The organism is Herbaspirillum sp. C7C2 (assembly GCF_022627865.1).
Taxonomy (GTDB): Bacteria; Pseudomonadota; Gammaproteobacteria; order Burkholderiales; family Burkholderiaceae_D; genus Herbaspirillum; species Herbaspirillum frisingense.
The window spans coordinates 1-26780 of sequence record NZ_JABXGI010000013.1 but is presented as its reverse complement, the minus strand read 5'-3'; the positions used below and the strand labels follow the sequence as shown (position 1 = coordinate 26780).

The window sequence follows — 26780 nt, the reverse complement described above, 5'->3', positions numbered from 1 at the left end:
CCCGGATTACTCTACTTCGCGCACGGCCACGCGTGGGGCCAGCGCGCACATCAACTCGTAACCGATGGTGCCCGCAGAAAACGCCACCTCGTCGATGGGCAGGCCTTGCCCCCACAGCTCGACATGGCTGCCCACGCCTGCACCGGGGATAGCGGTCAGGTCGACTTCCAGCATATCCATCGATACCCGGCCCACGGTGGTCGTCTTCACGCCATCGACCAGTATCGGTGTACCCGTGGGTGCGTGGCGCGGATAGCCATCGGCATAACCGCAGGCCACCACCCCCAGCCTCATCGGCTTGTCGGCCACGAAGCGGCTGCCGTAGCCGACCGCCTCCCCGGGCTGGACATCCTGTACGCCGATGATCCGGCTTTCCAGCGTCATGGCTGCGCGCAGTCCGAAATCGGCCGCCGTGCCGCCACCCGGGGTACCGCCATAGAGCATGACGCCCGGCCGGATCCAGTCATGCGCGAGTTCGCCATGCATCAGGTCGGCCGCCGAATTGCACAGGCTCCTGGCACCGACCAGGCCCTCCGTGGCGGCCTGGAAGCGCCGCACCTGTTCCTTCAGCGGCAGCGCCGGGTTACCGGCATCGTCGGCGTTGGCGAAGTGGGTCATCATGGTGATGCTGCGCACCCCGGCGATCTTCTGCAGGCGTGCATAGGCAGCGCGGAAGACGTCGGGCTGGAAACCCAGGCGGTTCATGCCGCTGTTCATCTTCAGGTGGACATGCCAGTTGGCTTCACCCGCGTAGGCCTCCAGCAGGGTGATCTGTTCTTCGCAGTGGACGGCGAACTGGATGTCGTGACGCGCCAGCACCGGCAGGTCATCGGCATCGAAAAAGCCTTCCAGCAGCAGGACGGGCTTGGTCCAGCCGAGTTCGCGCAGGCGCACCGCATAGTTGGGTTCCACCAGTGCCAGACCATCGGCGGCTGCAAATCCGCGCATGACGCGCTCCAGTCCGTGACCATAGCCATTGGCCTTCACGACGCCCCAGACCTTGGCCCCGGGAGCATGGGCGCGGGCAACGGCCAGATTGTGTTGAAGAGCGGAAAGGCTGATGGAGGCAACGATCGGTCTTGGCATGATGTCGGGGTAGGCTGATGACGGTGGGCAAATGACAGGCAACGCATGCGGCGAGGCGACAGGCCCGCCAGGGGCCTGCTTCTCGCGCTTGGCCCGGAAGTTTTTGCCTGGCGCGGAACAAGCGGGCATTTTACCGGACGAACATCTTTCTGGTTTGACTTATGACGGAGAGCTCATGGTTTCATGGTATAAAGCTAGCCGGACATCATTTGTTATACATCTTGGACAGGGATGAATCGCGGTTTCTATACCATCATGGCGGCGCAGTTCTTTTCGTCGCTCGCCGATAACGCGCTGCTGATCGCCGCCATCGCCCTACTTGCCGAAATGCATTCGCCAGCGTGGATGACCCCGCTGCTGAAGCTGTTCTTCGTGCTTTCCTACGTGCTGCTGGCGGCTTTCGTGGGCGCCTTTGCCGACGCCTTCCCGAAAGGCAAGGTCATGTTGATCACCAACATGATCAAGATCGTCGGCTGTTCACTCATGTTCTTCACCGTCCATCCGCTGCTGGCCTACGCGGTGGTGGGCTTCGGCGCGGCGGCCTATTCGCCGGCCAAGTACGGCATCCTCACCGAATTGCTACCACCTGAGAAACTGGTCGCCGCCAACGGCTGGATCGAAGGGTTGACGGTGGGCTCCATCATCATGGGCACGGTCCTGGGCGGAGCGCTGGTCAACCCGAAGATTTCCGCGGTAATCCTCAGCTTCGATTTCCCGATGGTCGATTTTCCCATCGATACCCCCACCGAAGCAGCACTGTGCATCATCTCCTGCATCTACGTCATCGCCGCGCTGTTCAACTTCTACATTCCCGACACTGGCGCCCGCTACGAAAACCAGCAACGCAATCCCATCCGCCTGATCGTGGACTTTGCCGGTTGCTTCACCACCCTCTGGAAGGACAAGCTGGGCCAGATTTCGCTGGCCGTGACCACGCTGTTCTGGGGTGCCGGCGCAACCCTGCAGTTCATCGTCCTGAAATGGGCCGAGAAGTCACTGCACATGCCGCTGGACAAGGCAGCGATCCTGCAAGGGATCGTCGCCGTAGGCGTGGCACTGGGTGCAATGGCCGCCGCCCGCTTCGTGCCGCTGAAGAAATCGCTGTCCGTCATGCCGCTGGGCATCATCATGGGCATCGTGGTCATGCTGATGACCACCACCACCTCGGTCTGGGTCGCCTATCCGCTGCTGGTGATCGTGGGAGCGCTGTCAGGTTACTTCGTGGTACCGATGAATGCCCTGCTGCAGCACCGGGGCCATGTGCTGATGAGCGCCGGCCACTCGATCGCCGTCCAGAACTTCAACGAAAACCTCTCGGTGCTGACCATGCTGGTGCTGTATGCCTTCATGGTGCGCATGAACCTGGATGTGAATACCGTCATCATCATCTTCGGCACCTTCGTGGCCGGCATCATGTACCTGATCATGCGCCGTCATGCGGCCAACCAGCGCGAGCATGATTCCCTGGCCCTGATCGGCGAGGACAAGCATCCCCACCACTGAGCCTGAAGCTGCACTGCAGCCGATTCAGACCTGAACGATGGCGTGCTGCTGGATTGCGGCGGCACGCTGCTCCCACTGCGGCGGCACGATAAAACCCCGCGCCGTTTCCAGCAGTTCCGGCTCCATGGATTCGCCCGGGCGACAACGGGCCACCATGACCGGGCTGTCGTCAGCCTGGAACAGGTTTTCCAGGCGCAACAGCAACTGCGCCAGCGTCAATCCCTCGGCCAGCGGCAGCCTTGCCGGCGCCAGCCAGGACAGGCGCGGCAGCAGCACATAGCGGTCTGCCACATCGTCGCGCTCCCTCAGGAACTGCACATCCCCCCAGAAACCCCGACAGTGGTCCGGCGCGATTCCCATCGCCGCCGGCAGCACCAGTGCTTCATCGTGCCGATAGAACAGCCAGCCCTTCACCAATGCACGGGCCGCCACCACCGGCGCCGGCAACACCGCCTGGGCTGCCGGGTGGGCCGACAGCATCAGTTGCTGCTGCATGATCTTGCGCATCTTGCGCCCCAGGGAGTCGGCCAGGTTGGGGCCGACAAAGGCATCGGCCTGGCAGGCATCGCGTGCCTGCAGCAGATAGAACTTGGTCGCGAATTCCCAATGTACGACTCCGCCCTGCTCGTCCGCCTCCGGCGAACTCACCAGGAAATCGAACTCTCCCAGCGTCTCGCGCGTCGGCCCCTGGTTGCGTACCTGCAAATTGGCAGCAACCAACCAGTCGTGCTGGCGCAGGTAGAAGCCGAGCAGTTTCTCGGCATAGCGGCCCAGGCGCGCAGACGGTTGCCGCACCATCTCGGCATGCAGCTCGGCGTTGAGGACGGGATCGTATTGCAGGTCGTGCAGCCAGCCCGCCACGGCGGGTGAGACGGGACCCAGGGTTGCAATGCTGCCCTCCCAGCTGGCCGCATCGGCCGCCAGCAGGTCCGGAGCATAGAGCAACCAGGCCAGTGCCCGCACGTGTGGGTCGCGTAGCTCAGGCCAGCGCTGGTGAAAGCCGGCCTGATGCGTGGCGAGCTGCGTCCTCAGGGCGGCGCCGATGTGCATCGCTCCGCCTGCCTAAGCCTGGTACGTGCTCATGGCCAGGCACAGGTCGGCCCAGGCCTTGCTCTTGTCGTTGAGCGTACGCAGCAGATAAGCCGGGTGATAGGTCACCACCAGCGGCAGGTCCTGATAGCGGTGCACGCTGCCGCGCAGGCGCGAGACCGGCGTGGCCGGGTCCAGACCCAGCAGCGAGAGTGCCGCCGTCTTGCCCAATGCCACCAGCACGGTGGGCTGGATCAGTTCGATCTGGCGTTGCAGATAAGGCAGGCAGGCCGCCACCTCTTGCGGCGAAGGCGGCCGGTCACGACCATTGTCATCGGTCGGCCGGCATTTGACGATGTTGGCGATGTAGGCGTTGGCACCCCGCTTGACACCCATGGCCAGCAGCATGTTGTCCAGCAGCTTGCCGGCCGGTCCGACGAAGGGCTCGCCCTGGATATCCTCGTTGCGCCCCGGCCCCTCACCGATGAAGAGCCATTTGGCCTTTTCGTCACCGACGCCGAAGACGGTATTCTTGCGCCCGTTGCACAGCCCGCAGCGGCGGCATTCGGATACCTGCTGCTTTAGCTGCGGCCAGTCCATGGACTTGATCCTGGCGATCACCGGATCGACGGCGGGGGCGTCCTCTTCCTCATCGCCATCCGGGATGGGCATGGGTTCCATCGACGTAGCGAAATTCATGTCATCCAGCCAGGACGGAGGACCACCGTCCTCATCGACCGGCGCACGCACCCGCGGCGCGCTCGGTGCCGGAACGGAGGGCGCCGCGGCAGGTGGCATTGCTGCCGCATCACTGGTCACCGGCGCCCGGGCAACGGGAGCGACGGCCGGGGCCTCCGGTGGCGGCACAGGGACTTGGCGCTGGGTGGCAGAGGCAACTTCTGGCAGCGCGACCGCATCTTGCGCTGCGGACGCTTCCACCGCTTCTTCCACGGCCAGTTCGCGCCTCACCCATACCGGGCCGATCCCCAGTGCATCGAGCAGGGCCAGGGAGGAGCCGAAGCTGGGATCTTGTTTCATTTCTTCACTCATAAAGGCAGGCTCATGACGATAGCCCCTTCCCGGGTCTGGTTGGCGGCGGGATAGTAATTCTTGCGGCGGCCGATTTCCGTGAATCCATAACGACGGTAGACCTTGGCCGCACGCGTATTCGATTCACGCACTTCCAGCAGCATGGTCCGCATCTGCTGCTGGCGGGCCACCGCAGTGGCCTGATCCAGCAACATGCGCCCCAGCCCCTGGTGCTGATACGCTGCCGCCACGCTGATGTTGAGCAGGTGGGCCTCATCCACGGCCAGCATGACCAGGAAATAGCCAAGCAGCAGGCCACTGGCGTCGCGCAGGGTCTGCGCCTGGTAGCCGCTGTAGAGCGAATCCTGGAAGTTGCCACGGCTCCACGGGTGGGAATACACGGCATCTTCGATCTGCACGACCGCATCCAGGTCACCCGCACCCATGGGGGCGAATTGCAGGCGGCCCAGCTGCGGATGCGAGAGCGCCGACAGCGGCAAGACCCCTGCACTCATGCAGCGCCCTTGGCAGCGTCGCGCAGCTCGCGCTCGGCGGTGGTCAGGGCCACCTTGTTGCGCAGGTAGAGCGGTTGCGCCTCCTGCGCCGGCAATCCGCGTCCCTGGCCGAAATAGACCTGGCCCAGTTGGGCCACCTGACGTGCGTGGGGCATGGCTTGCGGATGCGTCGCCGCGAACTGGCTGGCACAGAATGGCGCCGCGAAATGGGCCGCATAGACCGACAAACCATTGCCGCAGGCAGTGGGGCGTCCCTCGGTACGCACCTGGTCGGCCGCTGCCAGGGCGGGTTCGGCCAGCACCTCCCAGCCACCCGCGGCGCGCGCCCGGTAACGCGCCCAGTAGACTTCACCCATGCGGGCGTCCAGGATGGCCAACACCTCGGTGGCACCCTCATCCAGGGCACGACAGGCCTGGGCTGCGGCCTCCAGCGTGACCACCGGCACCACCGGCCGGTCACAGCCGAAGGACAATCCCTGCACCACGCCGCATGCGGTGCGCACGCCGGTGAACGAGCCCGGGCCGACGCCGAAGGCCAGGGCATCGCACTGGGCCAATGTCAGGCCGGCGTCGGCCAGCAGTTGCTGGATCATGGGGAGGATGGCATCGGAGTGCGTCTGCGTGCCGGCCGACTGGCGCGAGATCAGTTCGCCCCGGTGCAACAAGGCGGCCGAGGCCAGCTCGGTGGAAGTTTCAATAGCAAGAATCGTGGACATCCCGCTATTTTACCGTGAGGTGAGCAATTGTTCGGTTCCTTTGCCGCGTTCCGGCAGCTTCCGGCAGCTTCATGCGGCGGCGCAAAACAACGGCACGTGAAGCGAGTAAAATAGCCACGCCATGTCCTATCAGAAACTTGACCAGACCAACCGCCGCCACCTCGCCGAGGCGCTGCGCAACGACACGTGGGTCGTTGCCTGCCTGTGCGCCAACTGGTGCGGCAGTTGTCGCGAATACGAGGCCGCCTTCCAGGCCTGGGCCGAACGCTACCCTCAACACCACTTCACCTGGATCGACATCGAAGACCAGGCCGACCTCGTTGGTGACCTCGATATCGACAACTTCCCGACCTTATTGATCGAACGTGGCGCCACCGTGGCCTTCTTTGGCCCCATGGAGCCCGACACCCGGCTGGCCGAGCGCATTTTGCTGGCACAGGTCGACAAGAGCGACGCCGAACTGCAGCGCGAAGCCGCCAGCAGCGCCGAGCGCCGTACCTGGCAGCAGGAGTGCAGCCTGCTGGACAAGCTCGCCGACGTCATCGGCTGAAGCCCATCCCCTACTGTTTCAGGTCAGCCAGGGATCGCTCTCCGGATGGGGGAAGCGTGCGCTGATGAAATCGGCGAAGCTGCGCACCTTGGCCGAGAGCAGGCGGCGACTCGGATAGACCATGGAAATCACCACCTGCCCCATGTCGAAGCCAGGCAGTACCTGCACCAGCTTGCCGCAGCGCAGATCATCGCCCAGCGAGTAGGACGGCCGCAGGACGATGCCCATCCCGGCCAGGGCCAGGTCGCGCAGCAGCACGCCACTGTTGGATACCGCCTTGCTCACGATGGGCACATCCAGGACCCCCGCCTCGGTATTGACGTGCCAGTGATGACGCAGATATTCATGCGAAAAATTCAGGCAACTATGACGCGACAGGTCTTCCGGTTGCTCCGGGGCGCCAGCGCGCTCCAGATATGCCGGCGACGCGCACAGGACCACCCGCGCCACGCCGAGCTGGCGCACGATCATGCTGGCGTCGAATTTCTGCAGACTGCTGAAAAATCCGATGTCGATACCCTCCTCCACCAGATCGATGGAGCGGTCGGACAGGTTGATATCCAGCGCCACGTCCGGAAATGCCTGGGCGTAGCCTGCCAGCAACTCGCCCAGTTGCGACTGCCCGAAACCGGCATTGGCATAGATGGCCAGGGTACCCGCAGGACGCTTGGTTTCCAGCGACACCAGCGCTTCCGCGTCATCGATCTCACCCAGGATCATGCGCACCCGCTCCAGGTAGGCCTGCCCCGCCTCGGTGAGCGACAGCCTGCGCGTGGAACGATTGAGCAGACGCGTGCCAAGATGCGCCTCGAGATCGGCAATGAAACGCGTCGCCACGGCGTTGGAAATTTCCAGCAACTCGGCGGCGCGCACGAAACTTCCCTGCTCCACCACCTTGGCAAACACCCGCATTGATTGCAGACGATCCATTTTTCAAGTCCCCGATTGTTCCATAAAGAGAAATAGTCAATTCCGATTAGACCTATTTTTCTTTAGCTTCGCAATATTTACACTTCAGTCATCGGTTGGCGCAATGCAGCATCTGCCCCAACCGCCTGCTCCAGTTGGCCCACGAGTGGACTTTCCCACAAGGAGAGTGCCTTACTCGCCGGCATCTGGGCAAAGTAGTTCCACCCACTTACCAAACAGAGGACCCTATCATGAACATCAAGAATATTGTCGTTGCCGCCTCCCTGCTGGCCGCTGCCGGTGCCGCCATGGCCGAAGCCCCGTATCCGCCGGAAACCCCGTTCCATTCGACCCAGACCCGCGCCGACGTGAAGGCTGAACTGCAACGCGCCCAGGCCAACCATGAGATCGTCTCGCGCAACGAGTACCCGGTGCTGCGTCAGGCGCCCTCCAAGCTGAGCCGCCAGGAAGTCGAAAGCCAGGTGCAACAAGCCAACAACGCAGCGCAAAACCTGTACAGCGGCGCCTGATCGACAGACTCCGCACCCGGTCGATGCATTGACCGATTCCGCACAGGCAGTGTTCCGCACGGCGCATCCCCCGCGTTTGATCATCAATGAACGCGAATGAGTGCCCCGATAGCGTCCGAACCGCCCGCCCTGGAAATCAGGTCCGCCGTCGCCGCAAAGCTTCACCCGCAGTACCGATGCTTCACAGTACCGCAGCACCACCTGCCATGCCGCCAGTCGTTACCGGGCGCATGACAGCTGGTGCGCCAATCATTCCTGCCCTACGTCCCGCCCCTCCTGAATCGCCCCCGCATCCTCCCGCCCTTTTCCTGCTTCAGCCGAATTTAACGCACGGAGTACGCATTCCCATGCCGTGAGTCTCCAGATTCATGCATGCGGCGGCCCGCCCATGCTCATTTCTGCTGCGGCGCGACATGCCTCAATTGCCATCCCGGCCTGGTGCAAACGCAAGCCAGAACCAGCTTTCCCTTGAGATTTTGGCGCGCCGCATGTAAAGTCAAGGGTTTGTTCCTTCCGGCCTAGCTAAGGGTTTCTTGTCAAAGTCGGGCCACCTTTTTTTATCCCCCTATGGCTTTATACGTTCACAAATACGGCGGCACTTCGATGGGCTCGATCGAGCGCATCCAGAATGTCGCAAAGCGCGTTGCCAAATGGCACGACGCAGGCCATCAGATCGTCGTCGTACCTTCGGCGATGTCTGGTGAAACCAACCGTCTGCTGGGCATGGCCAAGGAAATCATGGCCCAGCCCGACGGTCGCGAACTGGACATGCTGGCCTCCACCGGCGAACAGGTATCGGTCGCCCTGCTGGCCATTGCCCTGCAGGCCCTGGGCAAGCAGGCCGTGTCCTACGCCGGCTGGCAAGTGCCGATCAAGACCGACTCGGCCTTCACCAAGGCCCGCATCCGTTCCATCGATGACGCCAAGGTCCGCAAGGACCTCAATGCCGGCAAGATCGTCATGATCACCGGCTTCCAGGGCGTGGACGCCGACGGCAACATCACCACCCTGGGTCGTGGCGGCTCGGACACCTCCGCAGTTGCGGTGGCTGCGGCCATCAAGGCGGCCGAATGCCTGATCTACACCGACGTCGACGGCGTCTATACCACCGACCCGCGCGTGGTCAGCGACGCCCGCCGCCTCAAGACCGTGACCTTCGAAGAGATGCTGGAAATGGCCTCCCTGGGCTCCAAGGTCCTGCAGATCCGCTCGGTGGAATTCGCCGGCAACTACAAGATGCCGACCCGCGTGCTGTCGTCTCTGACCGACCCGCTCACGCCGCTGGCCGAAGAAGCCGCCTCCGGCACCCTGATTTCGTTTGAGGAAGACAAGAACATGGAACAAGCAACCATCACCGGCATCGCCTTCAGCCGCGACGAAGCCAAGATCACCGTGCTGGGCGTACCGGATCGTCCGGGCATCGCTTACCAGATCCTGGGCCCGGTGGCCGATGCCAACATCGAAGTGGACATGATCATCCAGAACCAGTCGGTGGAAGGCAAGACCGACTTCACCTTCACCGTCCCGCGCGCGGAATACGCCAAGGCCGTGGAAGTGCTGAACAGCAGCGTGAAGGCGCACATCGGCGCGGCCGCCATCAACGGCGACACCAAGGTCTCCAAGGTCTCGGTGGTCGGCGTGGGCATGCGCAGCCACGTGGGCATCGCCTCGCAGATGTTCCGCACCCTGTCCGAAGAAGGCGTCAACATCCAGATGATTTCCACCTCCGAAATCAAGATCTCGGTGCTGATCGACGAGAAGTACATGGAACTGGCCGTGCGCGCCCTGCACAAGGCTTTCGACCTGGACAGCGCCAAGTAATCTGCATCACCCATACTATCCCAGCAGCGAAGACGGCACCGGTAAAAAACAGTGATTATTTGCAAGACGACTGTTGACCGGATGCAAATGAGAAGATATTATCTCGGTCTTCGCTGAGGAAACGCAGCAATGCGATAACAGCCTTCAGTGTGGAGACGTGGCCGAGTGGTCGAAGGCACTTCCCTGCTAAGGAAGCATACGGGCTTAAACCTGTATCGAGGGTTCGAATCCCTCCGTCTCCGCCAAGCATTACTAAGCCCCTGTTTTTACAGGGGCTTTTTTATTGCTTCCTCGACATTGGCACCCCTCCCCGGGGGCAGCTGCTAAGTTGTCGCAGCATGGACGGCTAACAGGAGAATCAGGCGCCCGGCATCTGCGCGGCTGGACGCGGTCGTCAGGGTATTGTCAGACAGTGTTTTGTGCACCGCGGCATAATATCCGCCATGGAAAAAATCATTGTCTACATCATTCCCGTCTTCCTCTTGTTGATCGTGGCGGAATTCACCTATGGCTACGTTCGCGGCCGCAATACCTACCGCCTGCCCGATGCCCTGGCGAGCATGTCGCAAGGAGTCATCAGCCAGTTGGTGGCGCTGCTCACCCAGTTGTTCCAGGTCGGGCTGTATTCGCTCACCTATCGTGCCGTGGCCGTCTTCCCGGCGGCGCGCTTCTGGCAAGGCGCGTTCGGCTGGATCGCGGCCATCTTGCTGTTCGATTTTTTCGATTACTGGTTGCACCGCTTCGGCCATGAGAACGCATTGGGCTGGGCGGCACACTCGGTGCATCATCAGAGCCAGGACTTCAATCTCTCCACTGCGCTGCGTCAGGAAAGCACCGTGGCGCTGCTTGGCTGGGTGTTCTACCTGCCCATGGCGATCCTCGGCGTGGAGCCCGAACAATTCGGCATCGCCGGACTGGTGGTGCTGACCTACCAATTCTGGATCCATACCGAGCACATCGGCAAACTGGGCTGGTTCGATCGCGTGTTTTCCTCGCCCTCCAATCACCGGGTACATCATGCGGTCAACGAGCAATACCTGGACAAGAACTACGGTGGCATGCTGGTGATCTGGGACCGCATGTTCGGCACCTTTGCCGAGGAAAAGGAGAAAGTCGTCTACGGCACCCGTACGCCCCTCAATAGCTGGGATCCGCTGTGGGCGGTCCTGTCCGGCTACTGGCAGCTATTGCACAGCGCAGCAACGATGCCGCGCTGGCAGGATAAGTTGAAGATCTGGTTCAAGGCGCCAGGCTGGCGCCCCGCCGGGATGGAACCTTACCCGCCCTTCGACCTTGAGGCCGCGCGTCGCCGTTACGACGTACAGCTGCCGCGCGTGAGGCAGTGGCTTTCCGGACTACAGTTCGTGGGTTTGTTGGCAGCAGCCTCGGCGTTGCTGTGGCAGGCAGACGAACAGCCCTACCTGCACCTTCTGGCGATCAGCACCGCCCTGCTGGCCGGATTCTGGGCGCTCGGTGCGTACATGCAGCGCCGCCTGGGCGGCGCGCTGGTACTTGCCATTGACGTGGCGGCAGCGGTGGCCGTCTACGCTTTGATCTGAGCGCTCTGCTTACTGGATGATGCCGCAGGCCAGGCGCACCCCGCCTCCACCCAGCGGCGCAGGATGGTCGGCATGGTTATCGCCGCCCACGTGGATCATCAGGGCATGGCCACGGACCTCAGCCAGTGTCTTGATGCGCGGCGCCAGGACCGGGTACTCGGCCTTGCCGGCGGCATTCACGTAGAGCGCCGGCAAATCGCCCTGGTGCCCCTCGCCATACGGGCCCTCATGCTTTCCGGTTTTTTGCGGGTCCCAGTGACCCCCTGCGGCCAGGGCCGGTTCCATCTTGCCGTCTTTCTCAAGCGGTGCGCAGGATGCATTCTGATGCACGTGGAAACCGTGCTGCCCGCCCGGCAGGCCGCTGATGGCCGGCGTGAACAGCAGACCGTAGGGAGTCTCGCTGATGGTCACCTCACCCACGGCGGCGGCCACACCATTGGCATCGACCAGGTTCATCGGCACCTTGATCGCCGCCGGAGAGGCAGCCATAGCGGTTCCACAGGCCATCATGGCCAATGCTGCAATGTGTCGTTTCATGCTTGTTTCCTTCCGAAAATGAAAAGGATGGAGGATAGGTCGTCCGCAAGCGCAGCGGTGGGAGTGACGGATTCTCGCCGCCAGAACTGGACGAAGTTCGAGATTTTTATCCCAGAAAACTTCGAAAATCAAAGCTGAATTGCTCTACCACACGCCGACAGGACTACATCACAAACCGGTGCCGCCTTCCTGACAGCGGACTCAGGCGTGCGGCGTGTGGCCGGTTTCGCTGCCCTCACCTGTATCGGCACCACCCAACGCCACCTTGAGCTTACGCCCCTCCAGCAGCATCGCATGGAAATCCACGGCGGGAATCGGTCGCGAGAAGATATAGCCCTGCAACTCGTTGCAACCGGCTTCGCGCAGGAAGTTGAACTGCTTTTCGGTTTCCACCCCTTCGGCGATAACCTTGTGGCGCAACTGCTTGGCGATACCGATGATGGCGCTGGCGATGGCGCAGTCATTGGTATCGTCCGGGATGCCCATAGTGAAGGAGCGGTCGATCTTGAGGGTATTGATAGGGAAACGCTTGAGGTAGGACAGGCTGGAATAGCCAGTCCCGAAATCGTCCAGCGAGATGGTGATACCCAGGCTGCAGATCTTTTCCATGATGGAAATGACGCGATCGGTGCTATGCATCAGCATGCTCTCGGTGATTTCCAGCTCCAGCCAGTCGCCGCTGAGCATGTGGCGGCTCAGCGCGGCGCGCACGCGGTCGGGCAGCGAACGAGTGAACTCACGCGCCGTCACGTTCAGGGCGATACGGATCGGCGCCATACCGGCTTCCTTCCAGGCCCTTGCCTGCCGGCACACGGCATCCAGCACCCAGTCGCTGAGCTGGACGATCAGGCCGGTCTCTTCGGCGATGGGGATGAACTCGCCCGGCAGCAGCAGGCCGCGCTCCGGATGCTGCCAGCGCACCAGTGCTTCGGCCCCGTTGATGGCAAGGGTGTTCATGTCCACCTTGGGCTGGTAGTACAACAGCAGCTCGTTGTATTCGAAGGCATGCAGCAGACCGGTCTCGATGCGCAACAGATCCAGCGTGTTGCGGTTCATCTCTTCGCTGTAGTAGACGTAGCCGCCTTCATTGTTGTCCCCGCCCTGCTTGGCGCGGTACATGGCGATGTCGGCCAGGCGCAGCAGGGTCTCGGTGTCGCTGGCGTCTTCCGGATACATGCTCACGCCGATGCTGGCGCCCACGCGCAGCTCATGACCATCGATGAAGAAGGGATCGTCGAACACCGCCAGCAGCTTCTGGGCGACAAAACCGGGGTGGTAATCCTTATCGATATCGAACAGGGCCACCGCAAACTCGTCGGCGCCCAGGCGCGCCACCACGTCCTGCTCGCGCAAGGCGCGGCGCAGACGGATGGCCACTTCCACCAGCAACATGTCCCCGGCCACGTGACCCAGGGTGTCGTTGATGGGCTTGAAGCGGTTCAGGTCGATGAACATGACGCAACCATGCATGTTTTCATGCTTGGCTTCCATCAGCGCCTGGTCCACCGTGCGGGTGAGCAACGTGCGGTTGGGCAAACCGGTCAGGGCGTCGTAGTAGGCCAGGTGATGAATCAGCTTTTCAGCGTTCTTGCGTTCCGTGATGTCGCTCAGATAGCCGATCAGGCCGATCGGATGCCCGCTCTGGTCGCGCATCACCGACAAGGAAAGGCTGGCCCAGAATACCTCTCCGGACTTCTTGCGGCGCCGCACCTCCATCTCGCGGCCGCCCTGCTCCAGGAATACGTCGTGCAGCGAATCCTCTTCTTCCTCGTTCTCGTAGAGGAAGAGCACGTTGCGGCCGATGGCTTCCAGGGCGGTATAGCCGAACAATTGCTCAGCGCCGCGGTTCCAGCTGGTGATGAAACCGGCCGGATCCATCGTGATCACTGATTCGTGCATCTGGTGCAGGATCTGCGCCTGCTCTTCCAGCTTGGCTTCGATCTGGTCCAGGGAGCGGGCGCGCTTTTCCGTCTCGGCGCGGCGTTGCATCAGGCGGCCAAGGAAGGCGCCGAGCATTGCCAGCCGGTTGCGCTCAAGCTCGGTATAGGGCCGCGTCAGGGAAGGAAAAACGAAATAGCCGAACTGCGCGTCTTCATACGCCACCGGCTGGCACAGGCCATTACCGGCGTCTCCCGGCATGCCGATCACGTAGCGTCCGCCGGGGCGCTTGAGGAAACCCGATGCGATTCCTCCCAGCGCGGCATGCAATGCCATGCCGTGCAGGTTTTGCATGGCGTCCAGCAATGCCGAACAGCATGCCAGATCGTCACTGCCCACGGAGGAGATCATCGTAATCACGCCTCGGTACTGACGCGTGTGGCCCAGCTGAAGGCCTGGATCAGACAGCGGCAATACACCTCAGCGTCCAGACCGGCGGCATCCAGGTCGACATGGCGCAAGGGGATGCGGCCATCTTCGGAGCGTTCCACCACGTCCAGCAGCTTGCCCAGCCGGCCGCTGCGATAGACCAGCGCATTGCAGATGTCCACCGGCAGCTTCAAGGGCTCGATGATGTCGTTGAGCGGCATACCCAGGAGGATATCCAGCAGCGAGAACATGCCGGTGATGAAAGCCCGGTCCAGTTCCTCGGGCGTGCACTCCACCCGCTGCGCCATCGCCTCCATCATGGCCGCACGGGCTGCCGCACGCGGCAGCAGCGGATTGGCCGATTCGTCGCCGGGGAAGCGCGCATACAGCAACAGCTGCAGCCAGCGCTGCAACTGCCGGCGCCCCAGCAGATTGATGGCCTGGGTGAAATTGGTGATATGGGCCGAGAAGCCGAAAGCGGCCGAACTCACCAGCTTGAAGAGCTGGTAGGACAGCGCCGGGTCCTGCTTGAGCAGGGATTCCAGCTCATTGGCATCGGCGTCGCGCGCCACCAGTTCCAGTAACTTCAGCAGGCGGGCGCGGGAAATCGAATTCTTTTGCGACAGGCGGCTGTCGGGATGCAAGGCATATTCGCCCGAGAACCAGCGGAAACCCTCCACCCGGCAACCATCGAACTGCAGGGCATCGGCCACGTTCTCGGCCAGGTGGGGTCCGCGCAGGCGGTGCAGCCACTGGGTGGTTTCGGGCAGGTTGCCGATGCTGGCATCCAGCGCCACCGATTCCACGAACGGGAATACGCTGGCACCTTGTGCCGGCAAACCGTCGGCGATGATGGCAAAGCCGCGGCTGTAGAGCCAGTCCAGCGCATCGATCTTGCCGGGGTCCACGCAATGCTCGACCGGTACGCGCAGGGCCAGCTGGCCCTGGGGAATCTCGTGCTTGAACTCCGGCGCAAAGATCGCCGGGTCGCGCACCGGGATGATGCAGGTCAGGCCACCCAGGGCGTCATGCAGGTCGAACTCGTTGAACAATCTCGACAGCAAGGCGCTGCCGTCTTCGACCGCCGGCGAAATATGCAGCGACAGCGCCGTCCAGACGTGATGAACGTCGGCGACGGGCTGCAAAAACACGAGTGGAAACGAAACGCTTTTATCCTGAACAGCCATATTTTTATCGTGGCGCGCTCCGTAGCCTGCCGAAACGCTCTTGGGTGTCGAAAAACTCTAAATAAGTTTCCCAGCAGAATACTTAATTAAAATTAAATTTTTTCTAAATATACCCGATAAAAGCATGCTTGCAACCAGCTTTATCCTGACAGGAAGATTTCCTGCAGGTCATTCAGAAAACGGCGCCCCAGATCGGTGGGCCGGATCACAGCGTGGTCGCGATACAACATGCCCTTTTGCTCGGCCAGGTCGAGTGGCTTGCCGATCTGGTTCAGGCTCATGCCGGTGCGTTCGGCGAACAGGTTGGGCGAAAAACCCTCGGTCAGGCGCAGGGCATTGAGCATGAACTCGAAGCCCAGCGCGTCGCGGCCGATTTCGGCCTCTTCCTGGATCGGCCGGCCGGCGCGGGTCTGATCCAGATAGGCCTGCGGATGCTTGTAGCGCATCTGGCGTACGATGCGATGCGGGAAGGACAGCTTGGAATGCGCGCCGGCGCCGATGCCCAGGTAATCGCCGAATTGCCAATAGTTAAGATTGTGCCGGGCGCGTCTGCCCGGTTGGGCATAGGCCGAGACCTCGTAATTGGCGTAGCCGTCAGCACTTGTCAGAGTTGCGATCATGTCCTGCATGTCCGCACTGGCATCCTCATCGGGTACTGCCGGCGGGAAACGCGCAAAGAGCGTGTTGGGCTCCAGCGTCAGGTGGTAGAGCGACAGATGCGGCGGCGCAAACGCGAGTGCCGTAGTGATGTCGGCCTGCGCCTCGGCCAGGGTCTGGCGCGGCAAGGCATACATCAGGTCGAGGTTGAAATTGTCGAAATTGGCGTGGGCGATCTCCACCGCCTTGCGCGCCTGGTCACCGTCATGGATGCGCCCCAGCGCTTCCAGATGCTGCGCATTGAAGCTCTGGATGCCGATGGAGAGCCGGTTGATGCCACTTTGCCGGTAGGAGCGGAATTTGTCGGCTTCGAAGGTGCCGGGATTGGCCTCCATCGTGATCTCGATGTCGGCGTCGAAAGGCAGCAAGGTGCGCAGGTCCGACAACAGGCGGTCCAGACCGGCCGCCGACAGCAGGCTGGGCGTGCCGCCCCCGATGAAGATGGTATTGATCTTGCGGCCCCAGATCAGCGGCAGGGCCTGCTCCAGGTCCAGGCGCAGCGCGTCCAGATAATCCTGCTCGGGGAAGCTGCCCTTGACCTCGTGCGAATTGAAGTCGCAATACGGGCACTTGCGCACGCACCACGGAAAATGCACATACAGGGACAGCGGCGGCAAGGCCGTCAGTTGCAGGCTGCCGGGCTTGAGGAAAGCCAGTGCCGCCTGCGCCGGGCCAGCGCTGGCCTGGCCGGCCGGAATGTCAGCCGGAACCGGTTTGATGGGGATCATTTCAGCTTCTCGATCAATGCGCGCAGGGCCTGGCCGCGATGGGAGACGGCGTTCTTCTCGGCGTGGCTCAGCTCGGCTGCAGTCTTGCCCAGTTCAGGCAAGAGGAAATACGGATCGTAGCCAAAACCGCCCTCCCCGCGCGCCTGGGCGATGATTTCGCCCTTCCAGACGCCGTCGGCGATGACCGGTTGCGGATCATCGGCATGGCGCACATAGACCAGCACGCAATAGTAATAAGCTGACTTGTCGGCATGAGCCGCCAGGTCAGCGATGAGTTTGGCGTTGTTGTTGGCGTCGGACTTGGGTTCGCCGGCATAGCGCGCCGAATAGACGCCGGGCGCACCGCCCAGGGCATTGACGCAGACGCCGGAGTCGTCGGCCAGTGCCGGCAGCCCGGTCAGGCGCGCCGCATGGCGGGCCTTGGTCAGGGCGTTTTCGACGAAGGTGCCGAAAGGCTCTTCCGCTTCGGGGACGTCGAACTCGCCCTGTGGGCGCACGTCCAGGCCAATGTCGCCCAGCAGGCTGGCGAATTCCTTCAGTTTGCCGGCGTTGTTCGACGCCATGACGATCTTTTGCTTGGTGTGCATGCTTGGTCCGAATGGGTGGCAGGAGTCGCGACAATGAAAAACGCCATGTCCTGGCTGCAACATGGCGTTTTCCCTGTGTCTGGTGTAGGCCGCATTGTAATGCGATTTGCCCCGGGCCGCCCGATGGTGCGACGGTGGCCGGTGGACTGATCGCCTTACAGGCCCAGGGCCTGCTTCTGCAGACCGTTGAGGGTGGCAATGCCTTGCTGGGCCAGGTCCAGCAGGCTGTTCAGGGTGGCCCGGTCGAACGCCGCACCTTCAGCCGTGCCCTGCACCTCGACGAAGTGGCCGGCATCGGTCATGACCACGTTCATGTCGGTATCGCAGTCCGAATCCTCCAGGTAATCCAGGTCCAGCACCGGCACGCCGCGATAGACGCCGACCGAGATCGCTGCCACGAACTGCTTGACCGGAATGGTCTCGATCAGGCCACGCCCCTGCAGCACCGAGAACGCATCGTAGGCCGCCACCATGGCGCCGGTGATGGCCGCGGTACGGGTACCGCCATCGGCTTGCAGGACGTCGCAGTCCAGTTGCAGGGTGCGCTCGCCGAAGGCCTCCAGATCGAAGGCGGCGCGCAGGGCGCGCCCGATCAGGCGCTGGATTTCCTGGGTGCGGCCGGACTGCTTGCCCTTGGCGGCTTCGCGGTCCATGCGGGTGTGGGTGGAACGGGGCAGCATGCCGTATTCGGCGGTGAGCCAGCCCTGGCCCTTGCCCTTGAGGAAGCCCGGCACCCTTTCTTCGATCGAGGCGGTGCACAGCACGCGGGTGTCACCGAACTCGATCAGCACCGATCCTTCGGCATGCTTGGTGTACTGGCGGGTCAGGCGAACCTCGCGCAACTGCGAAACGCTACGGCCGCTGGGGCGATGGGAAGCTGTCATGGTGATCCTTGTCTATGTTTGTAGGGTCTTGGCTAAGCTGGTAGCGGTGAAGGTTGAGGGAAATCGGCGGCGGCAACCGGGTACCGGGCCGGTCGATGACCGTCAAAACCGCTCATTTTGATGTTTTTGATAGCGCGGCGCCGCCAATCTTCATTAAAATGCGGGCTCCGACCGGGCGACATCCCGGGCAGACCGCACAGGCGCTGCCGGAACGTTCAAGTCCGGCATTGTAATGGATCAGCAAGACTGCCGTCGCGGCAGCAGCCGAGTTTGCCCCGTCACTGCCCGCACCGCCCGCAACCCGACCTGTCAGCGCGCCCTACCCGGCGCCGCGCCCGCTTATGGAGCCCCGACCTTGACCATCTACAGCATGACCGGCTACGCCGTCACCACCCGTGAAACCACCGCCGGCACGGTCACCCTGGAAATGAAGAGCGTGAATTCGCGCTTCCTGGACCTGCAATTCCGCATCAACGACGACCTGCGCGCGGTCGAACCCATGCTGCGTGAGGCCATCATGGGCCGCCTGGTGCGCGGCAAGGTGGAATGCCGCCTGTCCTTCGGCCGCAAGGTGGCCAGCGGCAACAGCCAGGCGCTCAACACCAATGTGGTGGCGCAACTGGCCAACCTGCAAGACCAGCTGCGTGCGCAATTCCCGGATGCAGCGCCGCTGTCGGTCAACGAACTGCTGCGCTGGCCGGGCGTCATGGAAGAAGCCGAGATCAGCCAGGAAACCCTGCAGGCCGACATCCTGGCGACCCTGCAGCAGACCCTGGACGCCTTCGTCGACAGCCGTGCCCGTGAAGGCGCAGCGCTGCAGGCGGTGATCCTGGCGCGGGTCGATGCGATGGAAGCCATCGTGGCCCGCATCACCCCGCTGGTGCCGCAACTGGTCGAGCAATTCCAGCAAAAGGCCACCGAACGCATGACCGAAGCCCTGGGCCTGGCCCTGCAGACGCAGAACGGCGCCGCGCCGGTGGCCACCCGTGAGGAATCGCTGGAACGCATCCGCCAGGAAGTGACGCTCTACGGCATCCGCATCGACATCGCCGAAGAACTGGCGCGCCTGTCGGCCCACCTGGGCGAAACCCGCCACATCCTGAAGAAGGGTGGGCAGGTCGGCAAGCGTCTGGATTTCATGATGCAGGAACTCAACCGCGAGGCCAACACCGTGGGCTCCAAGGCTGCCGTCAAGGAACTGGCCGACGCCTCCATGGAGCTCAAGCTGCTGATCGACCAGATGCGCGAGCAGGTACAGAATCTGGAGTAACCCCAGGCGCCAGCATTGCCCGACCTGTCGGGCAGAGATTCACGATATCAAGATATTCACGACATTTTCAGCGAGGACCCCATGCCCGTCCAAAAACCCACTTCCGGCAGCCTCTTCATGGTGGTTGCGCCCTCCGGCGCCGGCAAATCGACCCTGGTCAACGCCCTGTTGAAGCAGGAGCCGGCCATCAAGCTGTCCATCTCCTACACCACCCGCGCCCCGCGCCCGGGCGAAGAACATGGCCGTGAATACTATTTCACGGATGCGGAGGATTTCCTGAAGCGCCAGGCCGAGGGCGAATTCCTCGAATGGGCCGAAGTCCACGGCAACTACTACGGCACCTCGCGCCTGATGATCGCCGACCAGATCGCCAACGGCACCGATGTGCTGCTGGAAATCGACTGGCAAGGCGCGCAGCAGGTCAAGAAGCAGTTTTCCAATGCCATCGGCATCTTCATCCTGCCACCGTCGATTGCGGCGCTGGAAGAGCGCCTGAAGAAGCGCGGACAGGACGAACCGCACGTCATCACCCGCCGCATCCTGGCCGCCGGCGGCGAAATCGCGCACTCCCCGGAGTTCGAATATGTTATTATCAATCAAGAGTTTGCCGTCGCTTTATCCGAGTTGACGGCCATTGTCCAGGCAGCCCGCTGCCGATTCCCGCAACAAGCCGCCCGCAACGCCTACCTGTTCACACAGCTGGGCATCCACGCGAGCTGAGCCTGTCAGGGCGCCGGACCGATCCATCCACACGCAAGACCGTCATTCAGGAGTTTTACATGGCCCGCATCACCATCGAAGATTGCCTCAAGCAGATCCCCAACCGTTTCCAGTTGACCCTGTCGGCCACCTACCGCGCCCGCCAGCTGCTGCAAGGCCACACCCCCAAGGTGGAAGCCAAGGACAAGCCGACCGTGACCGCCCTGCGTGAAATCGCAGCGGGCAAGGTCGGCATGGAAATGCTGAAGAAGGTTCCGGCCTGATCCTGGTCCGTCAATGAAGCTGATAACGGACAAGTATGAGCCTCACCACTACCGACTCCACCTTATCAGCCGCTCCTAGCCCCAAACGTGCCACCGGTTCCGGTCGCACCGCACCTCCCAACGAAGTCGCCCCCGCCGCTGCCCACAGCGGCGTGGCGACTTTTGCGCATCTGATTCCCAAGCTCGAAGAGTACCTGACCCCTTCCGAACTGAAGAAGGTCAAGGAAGCCTATCGCTTCGCCGATGAGATGCACCTGGGCCAGATGCGCAAGTCGGGCGAGCCCTACATCTCGCACCCGCTGGCGGTGGCCGAGATCTGTGCCGAATGGAAGCTGGACGCCCAGGCCATGATGGCGGCCTTCCTGCATGATGTGATGGAAGACCAGGGCGTCAAGAAGGAAGAGCTGATCGAACGCTTCGGCGCCTCCGTGGCCTCCCTGGTGGATGGCTTGTCCAAGCTGGACAAGATCGAATTCCAGAGCCAGGTCGAGGCGCAGGCCGAGAACTTCCGCAAGATGCTGCTGGCGATGGCCCGCGACGTGCGGGTGATCCTGGTCAAGCTGGCCGACCGCCTGCACAACATGCGCACGCTGGGCTCCATGCCGCCCGAGAAGAAGCGCCGCATCTCGCGCGAGACCATGGAAGTCTATGTGCCCATCGCGCACCGCCTGGGCCTGAACAACATCTACCGCGAGCTGCAGGAACTGTCCTTCTCGCACCTCTACCCGCTGCGCCACCGCACGCTCTCCAAGGCCGTCAAGGCTGCGCGCGGCAACCGCCGCGAAGTCGTCACCAAGATCATGGAATCGGTCACCTCGACCCTGATCGCCGCCGGCATCCCGGCCCAGGTCGACGGCCGGGAAAAGACCCTCTACGGCATCTACCGCAAGATGCGCAACAAGCACCTGACGTTCTCCCAGGTGCTGGACGTCTATGGCTTCCGGGTGGTGGTCGACAGCTTCGCCAACTGCTATGTGGCGTTGGGCACCCTGCACTCGCTGTTCAAGCCCATGCCGGGCAAGTTCAAGGATTACATCGCCATTCCCAAGCTGAATGGCTACCAGTCGCTGCATACCACCCTGATCGGCCCCTATGGCACGCCGGTCGAGTTCCAGATCCGCACCACCGAAATGCATCGGGTGGCCGAGTCCGGCGTGGCCGCGCACTGGTTGTACAAGGATGACGAAGGCAGCCTGACCGACCTGCAGCAGCGCACCCATGCCTGGCTGCAATCGCTGCTGGACATCCAGAAGCAGACCGGCGACTCGGCCGAGTTCCTGGAGCACGTCAAGGTCGACCTGTTCCCCGATTCGGTCTACGTCTTCACGCCCAAGTCCAAGATCATCGCCCTGCCCCGTGGCGCCACGGCGCTGGACTTTGCCTACAGCATCCACACCGATATCGGCGACCAGACTACCTCGGCCATCATCAATCACGAACCGGCGCCGCTGCGTTCCGAGCTGCACAACGGCGACATCGTCGAGATCATCACCTCGCCGACCTCGCGCCCCAGCCCTAACTGGCTGGGCTATGTACGCACCGGCAAGGCCCGCTCGGCGATCCGCCATCGCCTGCGCACGGCCAACAAGGTCGAGTCGCAAGCGGTCGGCCGCCGCCTGCTGGGTAATGCCCTGCACACCCTGGGTATTGACCCGGAGCTGCCATCCCACATCGTCGAGCGCCTGCTCAACGAATCCAGCGCCAAGACCATGGACGACCTGTATGCCGAGATCGGCATCGGCACCCGCATGGCGCCGCTGGTGGCACGCCACATCATGACCATGATGGATACCGGGGTGAGCGTGCCGCAGCTGGATCCGGAAGGCCACATGCTGCCCAACAAGCCGGACCCGGTGGTCATCACCGGCAGCGAAGGCGCATCAGCGCAGTTGTCCTCCTGTTGCATGCCGATCCCGGGCGACCGCCTGACCGGCTACCTGCGACCGGACCAGACCCTGATCGTGCATACCCAGGAATGCGAGACCGCCAAGCGCCTGCACGAGAAGGAACCGGAACGCTGGATCGAGCTGGTCTGGGGCCACGACCTGAACCGCCGCTTCGATTGCCGCATCACCATCCTGATCCACAACGAGCGCGGCACGCTGGCGCGCATCGCGGCCGAGATCGGCGAATCGGACGCCAATATCGTCTCGGTGGCCATGGATGATGAAGGTGGCAATGCCTCGATGAAATACCTGCGCTTCACCATCCAGGTCGAAGACCGGGTCCACCTGGCGCGCATCATGCGCGGCATCCGCAAGATCGACAGCGTCGCACGTATCCTGCGCGACCGGGGCTGATGCCGGTCATGCCATGAGATGTCGCCATGAAGAACGCCCGCAATCGCGGGCGTTCTTCATTTGGGGCATCAGGGTGAACATCCAGGGCCAGTCAGGCGGCCGCCTTCTCCTGCGCCAGGCCGACCTGCACCTCTGCTTCCAGATGACGTTGGCAGGCCTGCGCCCCCTTGTCGGCGATGCCGCGTTCCAGCTTGTCGGCAAAGAACTCGATCAGGGCACTGACTGCACTGGGCAACTGGCGGCGGTGCACATAGACCGCATAGAAGCCCATGGTGTCGCGCTGGTAATCCGGCAAGATGTTCACCAGGGTGCCATTGCGCAGGTCTTCGGACGCCAGCATGGTCGGCAGCAAGGCAATCCCCAGGCCGGCCCGCGCAGCCCGCAACTGGCCCTGTGCGGTATTGACGCACAGGCGCGGCACCACCCGCACACTCTCGGGACCATGTGGCCCCTCCAGCTTCCAGACCGTGTGCTGGGGCGCCTGCGAGGTCGCCAGACAGGCGTGGGCGACCAGGTCCGACAGGGCCTGCGGGGTACCCTGCCGCTCCAGATAACGTGGACTGGCAATGAGCGCCAGATGGCTTTGCACCAGTTTTCTGGCCACCAGGCTGGAATCAGGCAATACCCCGCCGCGGAAGGCCAGGTCGATGCCCTCGGCAATCAGGTCGGCGCGCCCATCGTTGAGCACGAACTCCAGCTGCACCTTGGGATAGAGATGCATGAACTCATGCATCCACTCGATCGAAAAATTGTCGAAGAAATCCACCGGCGCCGCCACCCGCAGGCTACCCGTCGGCTCGCCCTGGCTCTCGGTCAGGCTGACGCTGGCGTGTTCGATGTCTTCCAGGCCGGGCGCGCAGCGTTCGAAGAATTCCCGACCCGCCGCAGTCATGTTGAGCTGGCGCGTGGAGCGTTGCAGCAGCCGCACGCCCATGTTGGCCTCCAGGGTCTGCAGGCGCCGGCTGATGGTATTGGGTGGCATGGACAGCTTGCGGCCGGCGGCGGCAAAGCTGCCGGCACGCACCACATGCACGAACAGCCAGATGTCGTTCAGGTCTAGCATGGCGATGGCCTTCTTCCTCTATGTCCGTCTCGATCCCATTACTTCCAAAACTGGATCAGTGAAATGCGATTCTCGCATCTATTGGAAGAAATGAAAACTGGGTATTGTTCATCCCAATGCAAACGCCTTCCTGTCGAGGCGATGCCAACCGAACAATGTAAAGGAATGACCATGAGCACCCTGCTGCATATCGACTCCAGCGCCCGTACCGGCGGTTCCATCTCGCGCCAGCTGACCGCCTCCTTCGCCCAGCAATGGCAGGCCAAGAATCCCGGCGGCAAGGTCGTTCATCGCGACCTGGCCGCCAACACCCTGCCGCACCTGAGCGAATCCATGATGGGTGCCTATTTCACCCCGGCCGATGCCCGCAGCGCCGAGCAAGCCGACGTGATCAAGCAATCCGACGCCCTGGTCGATGAGCTGCTGGCCGCCGACACCATCGTCATCGGCGTGCCGATGTACAACTTCGCGCCGCCCTCAACCCTGAAGGCCTGGATCGACCACGTCTTCCGCGCCGGCCGCACCTTCAAGTACGGCGAAACCGGCCCGGTCGGCCTGGTCACCGGCAAGAAGGCCGTCATCATCCTGTCCCGTGGCGGCAAGTATTCCGAAGGTCCGATGGAAGCGCTGGACTTCCAGGGCAAGTACCTCAAGAGCGCCCTGGGCTTCATCGGCATCACCGATGTCGAACTGGTGATCGCCGAAGGCGTCTCCATGGGGGAAGAGGCCGCCAAGCAAGCCGTTGCCGGCGCCGAAGCGAAGATCAACGCCACCGTCTGATCGCGCCAGCGGCCTGGCCCGCTCTCGCGCTGCCCATGTGAACGGGGCGCACCGCCAACAGCGGTGCGCCCCGTTTGCCGTGTTGCGTGCCAGGCTCAGTGGCTGCCCAGCCCCTTGTGCATGCGCCGCAGCCCCAGCCAGACGCAGGCCGCCACCACCGGCACCACCAGGCCGGTGGCCAGATCCGGATTGATGGGCAGGCCCGCCGCCTTGGCCGCCTTGCCGGCATACCCCAGCAGACCGATCACGTAATACGAGATGGCCGCCACCGACAGGCCTTCCACCGCCTGCTGCAGCTTCAGTTGCTGGGCGGCGCGGGCATTCATGGATTCCAGGATCTGGCGGTTCTGACGCTCCTGCACGATGCCGATCCGGGTGCGCAACAGGTCGTTGGTATGGGCGATACGTTCGGCCAGGGCTTCCTGGCGACGGGCGATGGCCTGGCAGGTATCCATGGCCGGCGCCAGCCGGCGCTCCATGAATTCACCGATGGTCGGCACGCCTTCGATGCGCTGCTCGCGCAATTCCTCGATGCGCGCCTGTACCAGCCGGAAATAGGCCTGCGAGGCCGAGAAGCGGTAGCTGTTCTCCAGCGAGAGCTTTTCGATGCGTGCCGCCAGACCGGTGATCTTGCGCAGCACGCGCTCATCTTCGGCCTGTTCCTCCGGCGTGCCGGCGGTGGACTGCTCGGATTGCACCATGGCGGCGGTCAGCGCCGCCAGGTCGCCCTCGATCTGGTTGAGCAGCGGGCCGGATTGCTGGGCGTGCGGCAAGCCTAGCAAGGCCATCATGCGATAGGTCTCGATTTCCAGGATGCGCTGGGCCAGGCGCCCGCCTTGCAGCTCGCGCAGGCCAATGTCGCGCACCACGAAACGCGAAAATCCATCCGACTGGATCTGGAAATCGGTCCAGATTTCCCCGCCCTGCAAGACCTTGCTGGAACTCATCAGCTTTCCCTCGAAGATGCGCTGCATCTGGCGTGCGGTCGCAGCCGGGTCATCGTCGCCGGGCTCCACCACCACATGCGCAGCCACCATCAGCTTACCCTTGAGCGAGAGCTGCCACTGCTGGGGGATGTGCGCCAGCGGCGCGCGGGCAAAGGCCTGGTCGGTGGAGAGCGGCTCCTCATGGGCCTGGGCGAAGGTATAGGTGGCGAACTCGGTGTGGCACTCCCACTTCAGCCGGAAGCGGCCGAAGTCGTGATAGAAGTGCTTGGCCTCGCCACCCGGAGCGACCACGCCGAAATGGGCGCACAGGTCGTCCAGCAGCGCATGCTGGGCACTGGCATGGCGACCGCCATTGCCTTCTTCGCGCACATAGACGGCCAGGTGGGTGAGCGTTTCCGAACGTGTCAGCTGCAGGAAGGGGCGCGAATGCACCTCGGCAGCCAGGACGACGCGCTGCGGGTGGTTCAGGCTGGCAAAAACGATGGACATGGGACTTTCTCGTGGATGATTGCAATGCTGTGCGCCGGTCGCGCCTGATGACGACCGACTAACTGCCGGCCGGCCTGCAAGTCAGGCCCGGCCGCGGCGAAAACGGGTGGTGAGCCGGCGCGCCTACTGCGGCTGCGGCGGCGGATACGTGACGTCGAGGATGGTCAGCTGCTCCACGCCCGAAGGGGTCTGCAGCACCACCTCATCCCCTTCGCGCGCCTTGGTCAGCGCCCGCGCCACGGGCGAAATCCAGCTGATGCGCCCCTTGAGCGGATCGAGCTCGTCGATGCCGACGATGGTCACCGTATGTTCTTCGCCGCGCTGGTTTTCGTAATGCACCGTGGCCCCGAAGAAGATCTGGTCGCTGCCGTGATGCACCGAGGGATCGACCACCTCGGCATTGTCCAGCCGCTTGGTGAGGAAGCGGATACGCCGGTCGATCTCGCGCAGGCGCTTCTTGCCGTAGAGATAGTCGCCGTTCTCGGAGCGGTCGCCATTGGAGGCGGCCCAGGAGACTACACGCACCACCTCCGGCCGCTCTTCGTCGATCAGGTGCAGCAGCTCATCCTTGATGCGCTGATGGCCCTGGGGTGTCATGTAGTTCTTGGCCCCGGCGGGGATGGCCGGCAAGGCGATCTCGTCATCGTCGTCGGCGCCGTCGGATTCTTTTACAAATGCCTTGTTCATGTGCGAATGGATGGGTATGCAGGTTCGTTCTTATTGTAGCCGCATGCGTGCGCTCGCAACGGTACAGTTGGGGCGATTAATCCTTGCATCAGTGAGCGGGCCGTATGCCCGGCGCAAGACCCTGCCC

At 62.9% G+C, this 26780-nt stretch carries 25 protein-coding genes and 1 tRNA gene; 11 read left to right on the top strand and 15 right to left on the bottom strand.

What is annotated here, in order from left to right; translation table 11 throughout:
* Positions 1 to 6: 6 nt before the first annotated feature.
* A complete protein-coding gene (gene alr, locus HWE04_RS16420; protein WP_241813072.1) occupies positions 7 to 1086 on the bottom strand; it encodes an alanine racemase in 1080 nt (359 codons plus the stop codon).
* Positions 1087 to 1317: 231 nt separating this feature from the next.
* Between alr and lplT the strand changes: the two genes are divergently transcribed.
* On the top strand, positions 1318 to 2589 hold the full coding sequence (gene lplT / locus HWE04_RS16415; RefSeq protein WP_241813071.1) for a lysophospholipid transporter LplT: 1272 nt from the start codon (positions 1318 to 1320) through the stop codon (positions 2587 to 2589).
* Positions 2590 to 2613: 24 nt separating this feature from the next.
* Here lplT and HWE04_RS16410 read toward each other — a convergent pair whose 3' ends face one another.
* The 4 genes from HWE04_RS16410 to tsaB are packed head-to-tail and all read right to left on the bottom strand — an operon-like array spanning position 2614 to position 5878.
* A complete protein-coding gene (locus HWE04_RS16410) occupies positions 2614 to 3639 on the bottom strand; it encodes a DUF1853 family protein (RefSeq protein WP_241813069.1) in 1026 nt (341 codons plus the stop codon).
* Between the two features lie 12 nt (positions 3640 to 3651).
* Complete coding sequence (locus HWE04_RS16405) at positions 3652 to 4668, bottom strand: uracil-DNA glycosylase (protein ID WP_241813067.1); 1017 nt, start codon at positions 4666 to 4668, stop codon at positions 3652 to 3654.
* Positions 4665 to 5162 carry a ribosomal protein S18-alanine N-acetyltransferase gene (gene rimI / locus HWE04_RS16400; protein ID WP_241813066.1) on the bottom strand — a complete coding sequence of 166 codons (498 nt, stop codon included), beginning with the start codon at positions 5160 to 5162 and terminating at the stop codon, positions 4665 to 4667. The genes HWE04_RS16405 and rimI overlap by 4 nt, the downstream gene beginning before the upstream one ends.
* Entirely contained in the window at positions 5159 to 5878 is a 720-nt protein-coding gene (gene tsaB, locus HWE04_RS16395) for a tRNA (adenosine(37)-N6)-threonylcarbamoyltransferase complex dimerization subunit type 1 TsaB (protein ID WP_241813065.1), read from the bottom strand. The genes rimI and tsaB overlap by 4 nt, the downstream gene beginning before the upstream one ends.
* 121 nt (positions 5879 to 5999) lie before the next feature.
* On the opposite strand from tsaB, the gene HWE04_RS16390 reads away from it, so the two are divergent.
* The gene (locus tag HWE04_RS16390) at positions 6000 to 6428 is read left to right on the top strand and encodes a thioredoxin family protein (protein WP_006462575.1); all 429 of its coding nucleotides are present in this window, start codon (positions 6000 to 6002) and stop codon (positions 6426 to 6428) included.
* Positions 6429 to 6446: 18 nt separating this feature from the next.
* Here HWE04_RS16390 and HWE04_RS16385 read toward each other — a convergent pair whose 3' ends face one another.
* Positions 6447 to 7358, bottom strand: a complete 912-nt coding sequence (locus HWE04_RS16385; protein ID WP_006462576.1) for a LysR family transcriptional regulator — start codon at positions 7356 to 7358, stop codon at positions 6447 to 6449.
* 230 nt (positions 7359 to 7588) lie between these two features.
* Here HWE04_RS16385 and HWE04_RS16380 point away from each other — a divergent pair, with 230 nt between their 5' ends.
* From HWE04_RS16380 to HWE04_RS16365, 4 genes are all read left to right on the top strand, one after another.
* The gene (locus tag HWE04_RS16380; protein ID WP_077237099.1) at positions 7589 to 7867 is read left to right on the top strand and encodes a DUF4148 domain-containing protein; all 279 of its coding nucleotides are present in this window, start codon (positions 7589 to 7591) and stop codon (positions 7865 to 7867) included.
* A 567-nt stretch (positions 7868 to 8434) separates the two neighbouring features.
* Positions 8435 to 9688: an aspartate kinase gene (locus HWE04_RS16375; RefSeq protein ID WP_006462578.1), complete on the top strand. Its 1254-nt coding sequence runs from the start codon at positions 8435 to 8437 to the stop codon at positions 9686 to 9688.
* Positions 9689 to 9839: 151 nt separating this feature from the next.
* Positions 9840 to 9933 (top strand) — tRNA-Ser (locus HWE04_RS16370).
* Between the two features lie 198 nt (positions 9934 to 10131).
* Entirely contained in the window at positions 10132 to 11247 is a 1116-nt protein-coding gene (locus tag HWE04_RS16365) for a sterol desaturase family protein (RefSeq protein ID WP_241813064.1), read from the top strand.
* Positions 11248 to 11256: 9 nt separating this feature from the next.
* On the opposite strand, the gene sodC is transcribed toward HWE04_RS16365, so the two are convergent.
* From sodC to rph, 6 genes are all read right to left on the bottom strand, one after another.
* Complete coding sequence (gene sodC / locus HWE04_RS16360) at positions 11257 to 11784, bottom strand: superoxide dismutase family protein (RefSeq protein WP_077237097.1); 528 nt, start codon at positions 11782 to 11784, stop codon at positions 11257 to 11259.
* Between the two features lie 201 nt (positions 11785 to 11985).
* Positions 11986 to 14073: a putative bifunctional diguanylate cyclase/phosphodiesterase gene (locus tag HWE04_RS16355; protein ID WP_241813062.1), complete on the bottom strand. Its 2088-nt coding sequence runs from the start codon at positions 14071 to 14073 to the stop codon at positions 11986 to 11988.
* Between the two features lie 5 nt (positions 14074 to 14078).
* The gene (locus tag HWE04_RS16350; RefSeq protein WP_039874801.1) at positions 14079 to 15278 is read right to left on the bottom strand and encodes an EAL and HDOD domain-containing protein; all 1200 of its coding nucleotides are present in this window, start codon (positions 15276 to 15278) and stop codon (positions 14079 to 14081) included.
* A 140-nt stretch (positions 15279 to 15418) separates the two neighbouring features.
* Positions 15419 to 16663: a radical SAM family heme chaperone HemW gene (gene hemW, locus HWE04_RS16345; protein ID WP_241813061.1), complete on the bottom strand. Its 1245-nt coding sequence runs from the start codon at positions 16661 to 16663 to the stop codon at positions 15419 to 15421.
* Positions 16660 to 17250, bottom strand: coding sequence for an RdgB/HAM1 family non-canonical purine NTP pyrophosphatase (rdgB, locus tag HWE04_RS16340; protein WP_006462586.1), 591 nt, complete (start codon positions 17248 to 17250; stop codon positions 16660 to 16662). Before rdgB ends, hemW begins: the two co-directional genes overlap by 4 nt.
* Positions 17251 to 17405: 155 nt before the next feature.
* The gene (gene rph, locus HWE04_RS16335; RefSeq protein WP_006462587.1) at positions 17406 to 18134 is read right to left on the bottom strand and encodes a ribonuclease PH; all 729 of its coding nucleotides are present in this window, start codon (positions 18132 to 18134) and stop codon (positions 17406 to 17408) included.
* A gap of 355 nt (positions 18135 to 18489) precedes the next feature.
* Between rph and HWE04_RS16330 the strand changes: the two genes are divergently transcribed.
* The 4 genes from HWE04_RS16330 (at position 18490) to HWE04_RS16315 (ending at position 22687) form a co-directional block, all read left to right on the top strand.
* Positions 18490 to 19404, top strand: coding sequence for a YicC/YloC family endoribonuclease (locus tag HWE04_RS16330; RefSeq protein WP_241813059.1), 915 nt, complete (start codon positions 18490 to 18492; stop codon positions 19402 to 19404).
* 81 nt (positions 19405 to 19485) lie between these two features.
* On the top strand, positions 19486 to 20124 hold the full coding sequence (gene gmk, locus HWE04_RS16325) for a guanylate kinase (protein WP_006462589.1): 639 nt from the start codon (positions 19486 to 19488) through the stop codon (positions 20122 to 20124).
* A gap of 59 nt (positions 20125 to 20183) precedes the next feature.
* Positions 20184 to 20387 carry a DNA-directed RNA polymerase subunit omega gene (gene rpoZ, locus HWE04_RS16320; RefSeq protein ID WP_241813058.1) on the top strand — a complete coding sequence of 68 codons (204 nt, stop codon included), beginning with the start codon at positions 20184 to 20186 and terminating at the stop codon, positions 20385 to 20387.
* A 35-nt stretch (positions 20388 to 20422) separates the two neighbouring features.
* Positions 20423 to 22687 (top strand): RelA/SpoT family protein, encoded by a 2265-nt coding sequence (locus HWE04_RS16315; RefSeq protein WP_006462591.1) that lies wholly within the window; start codon positions 20423 to 20425, stop codon positions 22685 to 22687.
* A gap of 91 nt (positions 22688 to 22778) precedes the next feature.
* Here the strand turns inward: HWE04_RS16315 and HWE04_RS16310 are convergent, their stop codons facing one another.
* Positions 22779 to 23750 carry a LysR family transcriptional regulator gene (locus tag HWE04_RS16310; protein ID WP_241813057.1) on the bottom strand — a complete coding sequence of 324 codons (972 nt, stop codon included), beginning with the start codon at positions 23748 to 23750 and terminating at the stop codon, positions 22779 to 22781.
* A 171-nt stretch (positions 23751 to 23921) separates the two neighbouring features.
* On the opposite strand from HWE04_RS16310, the gene HWE04_RS16305 reads away from it, so the two are divergent.
* On the top strand, positions 23922 to 24530 hold the full coding sequence (locus HWE04_RS16305) for an FMN-dependent NADH-azoreductase (protein WP_241813056.1): 609 nt from the start codon (positions 23922 to 23924) through the stop codon (positions 24528 to 24530).
* A gap of 95 nt (positions 24531 to 24625) precedes the next feature.
* Here HWE04_RS16305 and HWE04_RS16300 read toward each other — a convergent pair whose 3' ends face one another.
* Both HWE04_RS16300 and greB read right to left on the bottom strand, forming a co-directional pair.
* Positions 24626 to 25966 carry a DUF3422 family protein gene (locus HWE04_RS16300; RefSeq protein ID WP_077237090.1) on the bottom strand — a complete coding sequence of 447 codons (1341 nt, stop codon included), beginning with the start codon at positions 25964 to 25966 and terminating at the stop codon, positions 24626 to 24628.
* Between the two features lie 123 nt (positions 25967 to 26089).
* Positions 26090 to 26653 carry a transcription elongation factor GreB gene (gene greB / locus HWE04_RS16295; RefSeq protein WP_006462595.1) on the bottom strand — a complete coding sequence of 188 codons (564 nt, stop codon included), beginning with the start codon at positions 26651 to 26653 and terminating at the stop codon, positions 26090 to 26092.
* Between the last annotated feature and the right edge of the window lie 127 nt (positions 26654 to 26780).

Coding starts and splice junctions, on each gene's coding strand:
- alr (WP_241813072.1), bottom strand. CDS start 1,086: ATGCCAAGACCGATCGTTGCCTCCATCAGCCTTTCCGCTCTTCAACAC.
- lplT (WP_241813071.1), top strand. CDS start 1,318: ATGAATCGCGGTTTCTATACCATCATGGCGGCGCAGTTCTTTTCGTCG.
- HWE04_RS16410 (WP_241813069.1), bottom strand. CDS start 3,639: ATGCACATCGGCGCCGCCCTGAGGACGCAGCTCGCCACGCATCAGGCC.
- HWE04_RS16405 (WP_241813067.1), bottom strand. CDS start 4,668: ATGAGTGAAGAAATGAAACAAGATCCCAGCTTCGGCTCCTCCCTGGCC.
- rimI (WP_241813066.1), bottom strand. CDS start 5,162: ATGAGTGCAGGGGTCTTGCCGCTGTCGGCGCTCTCGCATCCGCAGCTG.
- tsaB (WP_241813065.1), bottom strand. CDS start 5,878: ATGTCCACGATTCTTGCTATTGAAACTTCCACCGAGCTGGCCTCGGCC.
- HWE04_RS16390 (WP_006462575.1), top strand. CDS start 6,000: ATGTCCTATCAGAAACTTGACCAGACCAACCGCCGCCACCTCGCCGAG.
- HWE04_RS16385 (WP_006462576.1), bottom strand. CDS start 7,358: ATGGATCGTCTGCAATCAATGCGGGTGTTTGCCAAGGTGGTGGAGCAG.
- HWE04_RS16380 (WP_077237099.1), top strand. CDS start 7,589: ATGAACATCAAGAATATTGTCGTTGCCGCCTCCCTGCTGGCCGCTGCC.
- HWE04_RS16375 (WP_006462578.1), top strand. CDS start 8,435: ATGGCTTTATACGTTCACAAATACGGCGGCACTTCGATGGGCTCGATC.
- HWE04_RS16365 (WP_241813064.1), top strand. CDS start 10,132: ATGGAAAAAATCATTGTCTACATCATTCCCGTCTTCCTCTTGTTGATC.
- sodC (WP_077237097.1), bottom strand. CDS start 11,784: ATGAAACGACACATTGCAGCATTGGCCATGATGGCCTGTGGAACCGCT.
- HWE04_RS16355 (WP_241813062.1), bottom strand. CDS start 14,073: ATGATCTCCTCCGTGGGCAGTGACGATCTGGCATGCTGTTCGGCATTG.
- HWE04_RS16350 (WP_039874801.1), bottom strand. CDS start 15,278: ATGGCTGTTCAGGATAAAAGCGTTTCGTTTCCACTCGTGTTTTTGCAG.
- hemW (WP_241813061.1), bottom strand. CDS start 16,663: ATGATCCCCATCAAACCGGTTCCGGCTGACATTCCGGCCGGCCAGGCC.
- rdgB (WP_006462586.1), bottom strand. CDS start 17,250: ATGCACACCAAGCAAAAGATCGTCATGGCGTCGAACAACGCCGGCAAA.
- rph (WP_006462587.1), bottom strand. CDS start 18,134: ATGACAGCTTCCCATCGCCCCAGCGGCCGTAGCGTTTCGCAGTTGCGC.
- gmk (WP_006462589.1), top strand. CDS start 19,486: ATGCCCGTCCAAAAACCCACTTCCGGCAGCCTCTTCATGGTGGTTGCG.
- rpoZ (WP_241813058.1), top strand. CDS start 20,184: ATGGCCCGCATCACCATCGAAGATTGCCTCAAGCAGATCCCCAACCGT.
- HWE04_RS16315 (WP_006462591.1), top strand. CDS start 20,423: ATGAGCCTCACCACTACCGACTCCACCTTATCAGCCGCTCCTAGCCCC.
- HWE04_RS16310 (WP_241813057.1), bottom strand. CDS start 23,750: ATGCTAGACCTGAACGACATCTGGCTGTTCGTGCATGTGGTGCGTGCC.
- HWE04_RS16305 (WP_241813056.1), top strand. CDS start 23,922: ATGAGCACCCTGCTGCATATCGACTCCAGCGCCCGTACCGGCGGTTCC.
- HWE04_RS16300 (WP_077237090.1), bottom strand. CDS start 25,966: ATGTCCATCGTTTTTGCCAGCCTGAACCACCCGCAGCGCGTCGTCCTG.
- greB (WP_006462595.1), bottom strand. CDS start 26,653: ATGAACAAGGCATTTGTAAAAGAATCCGACGGCGCCGACGACGATGAC.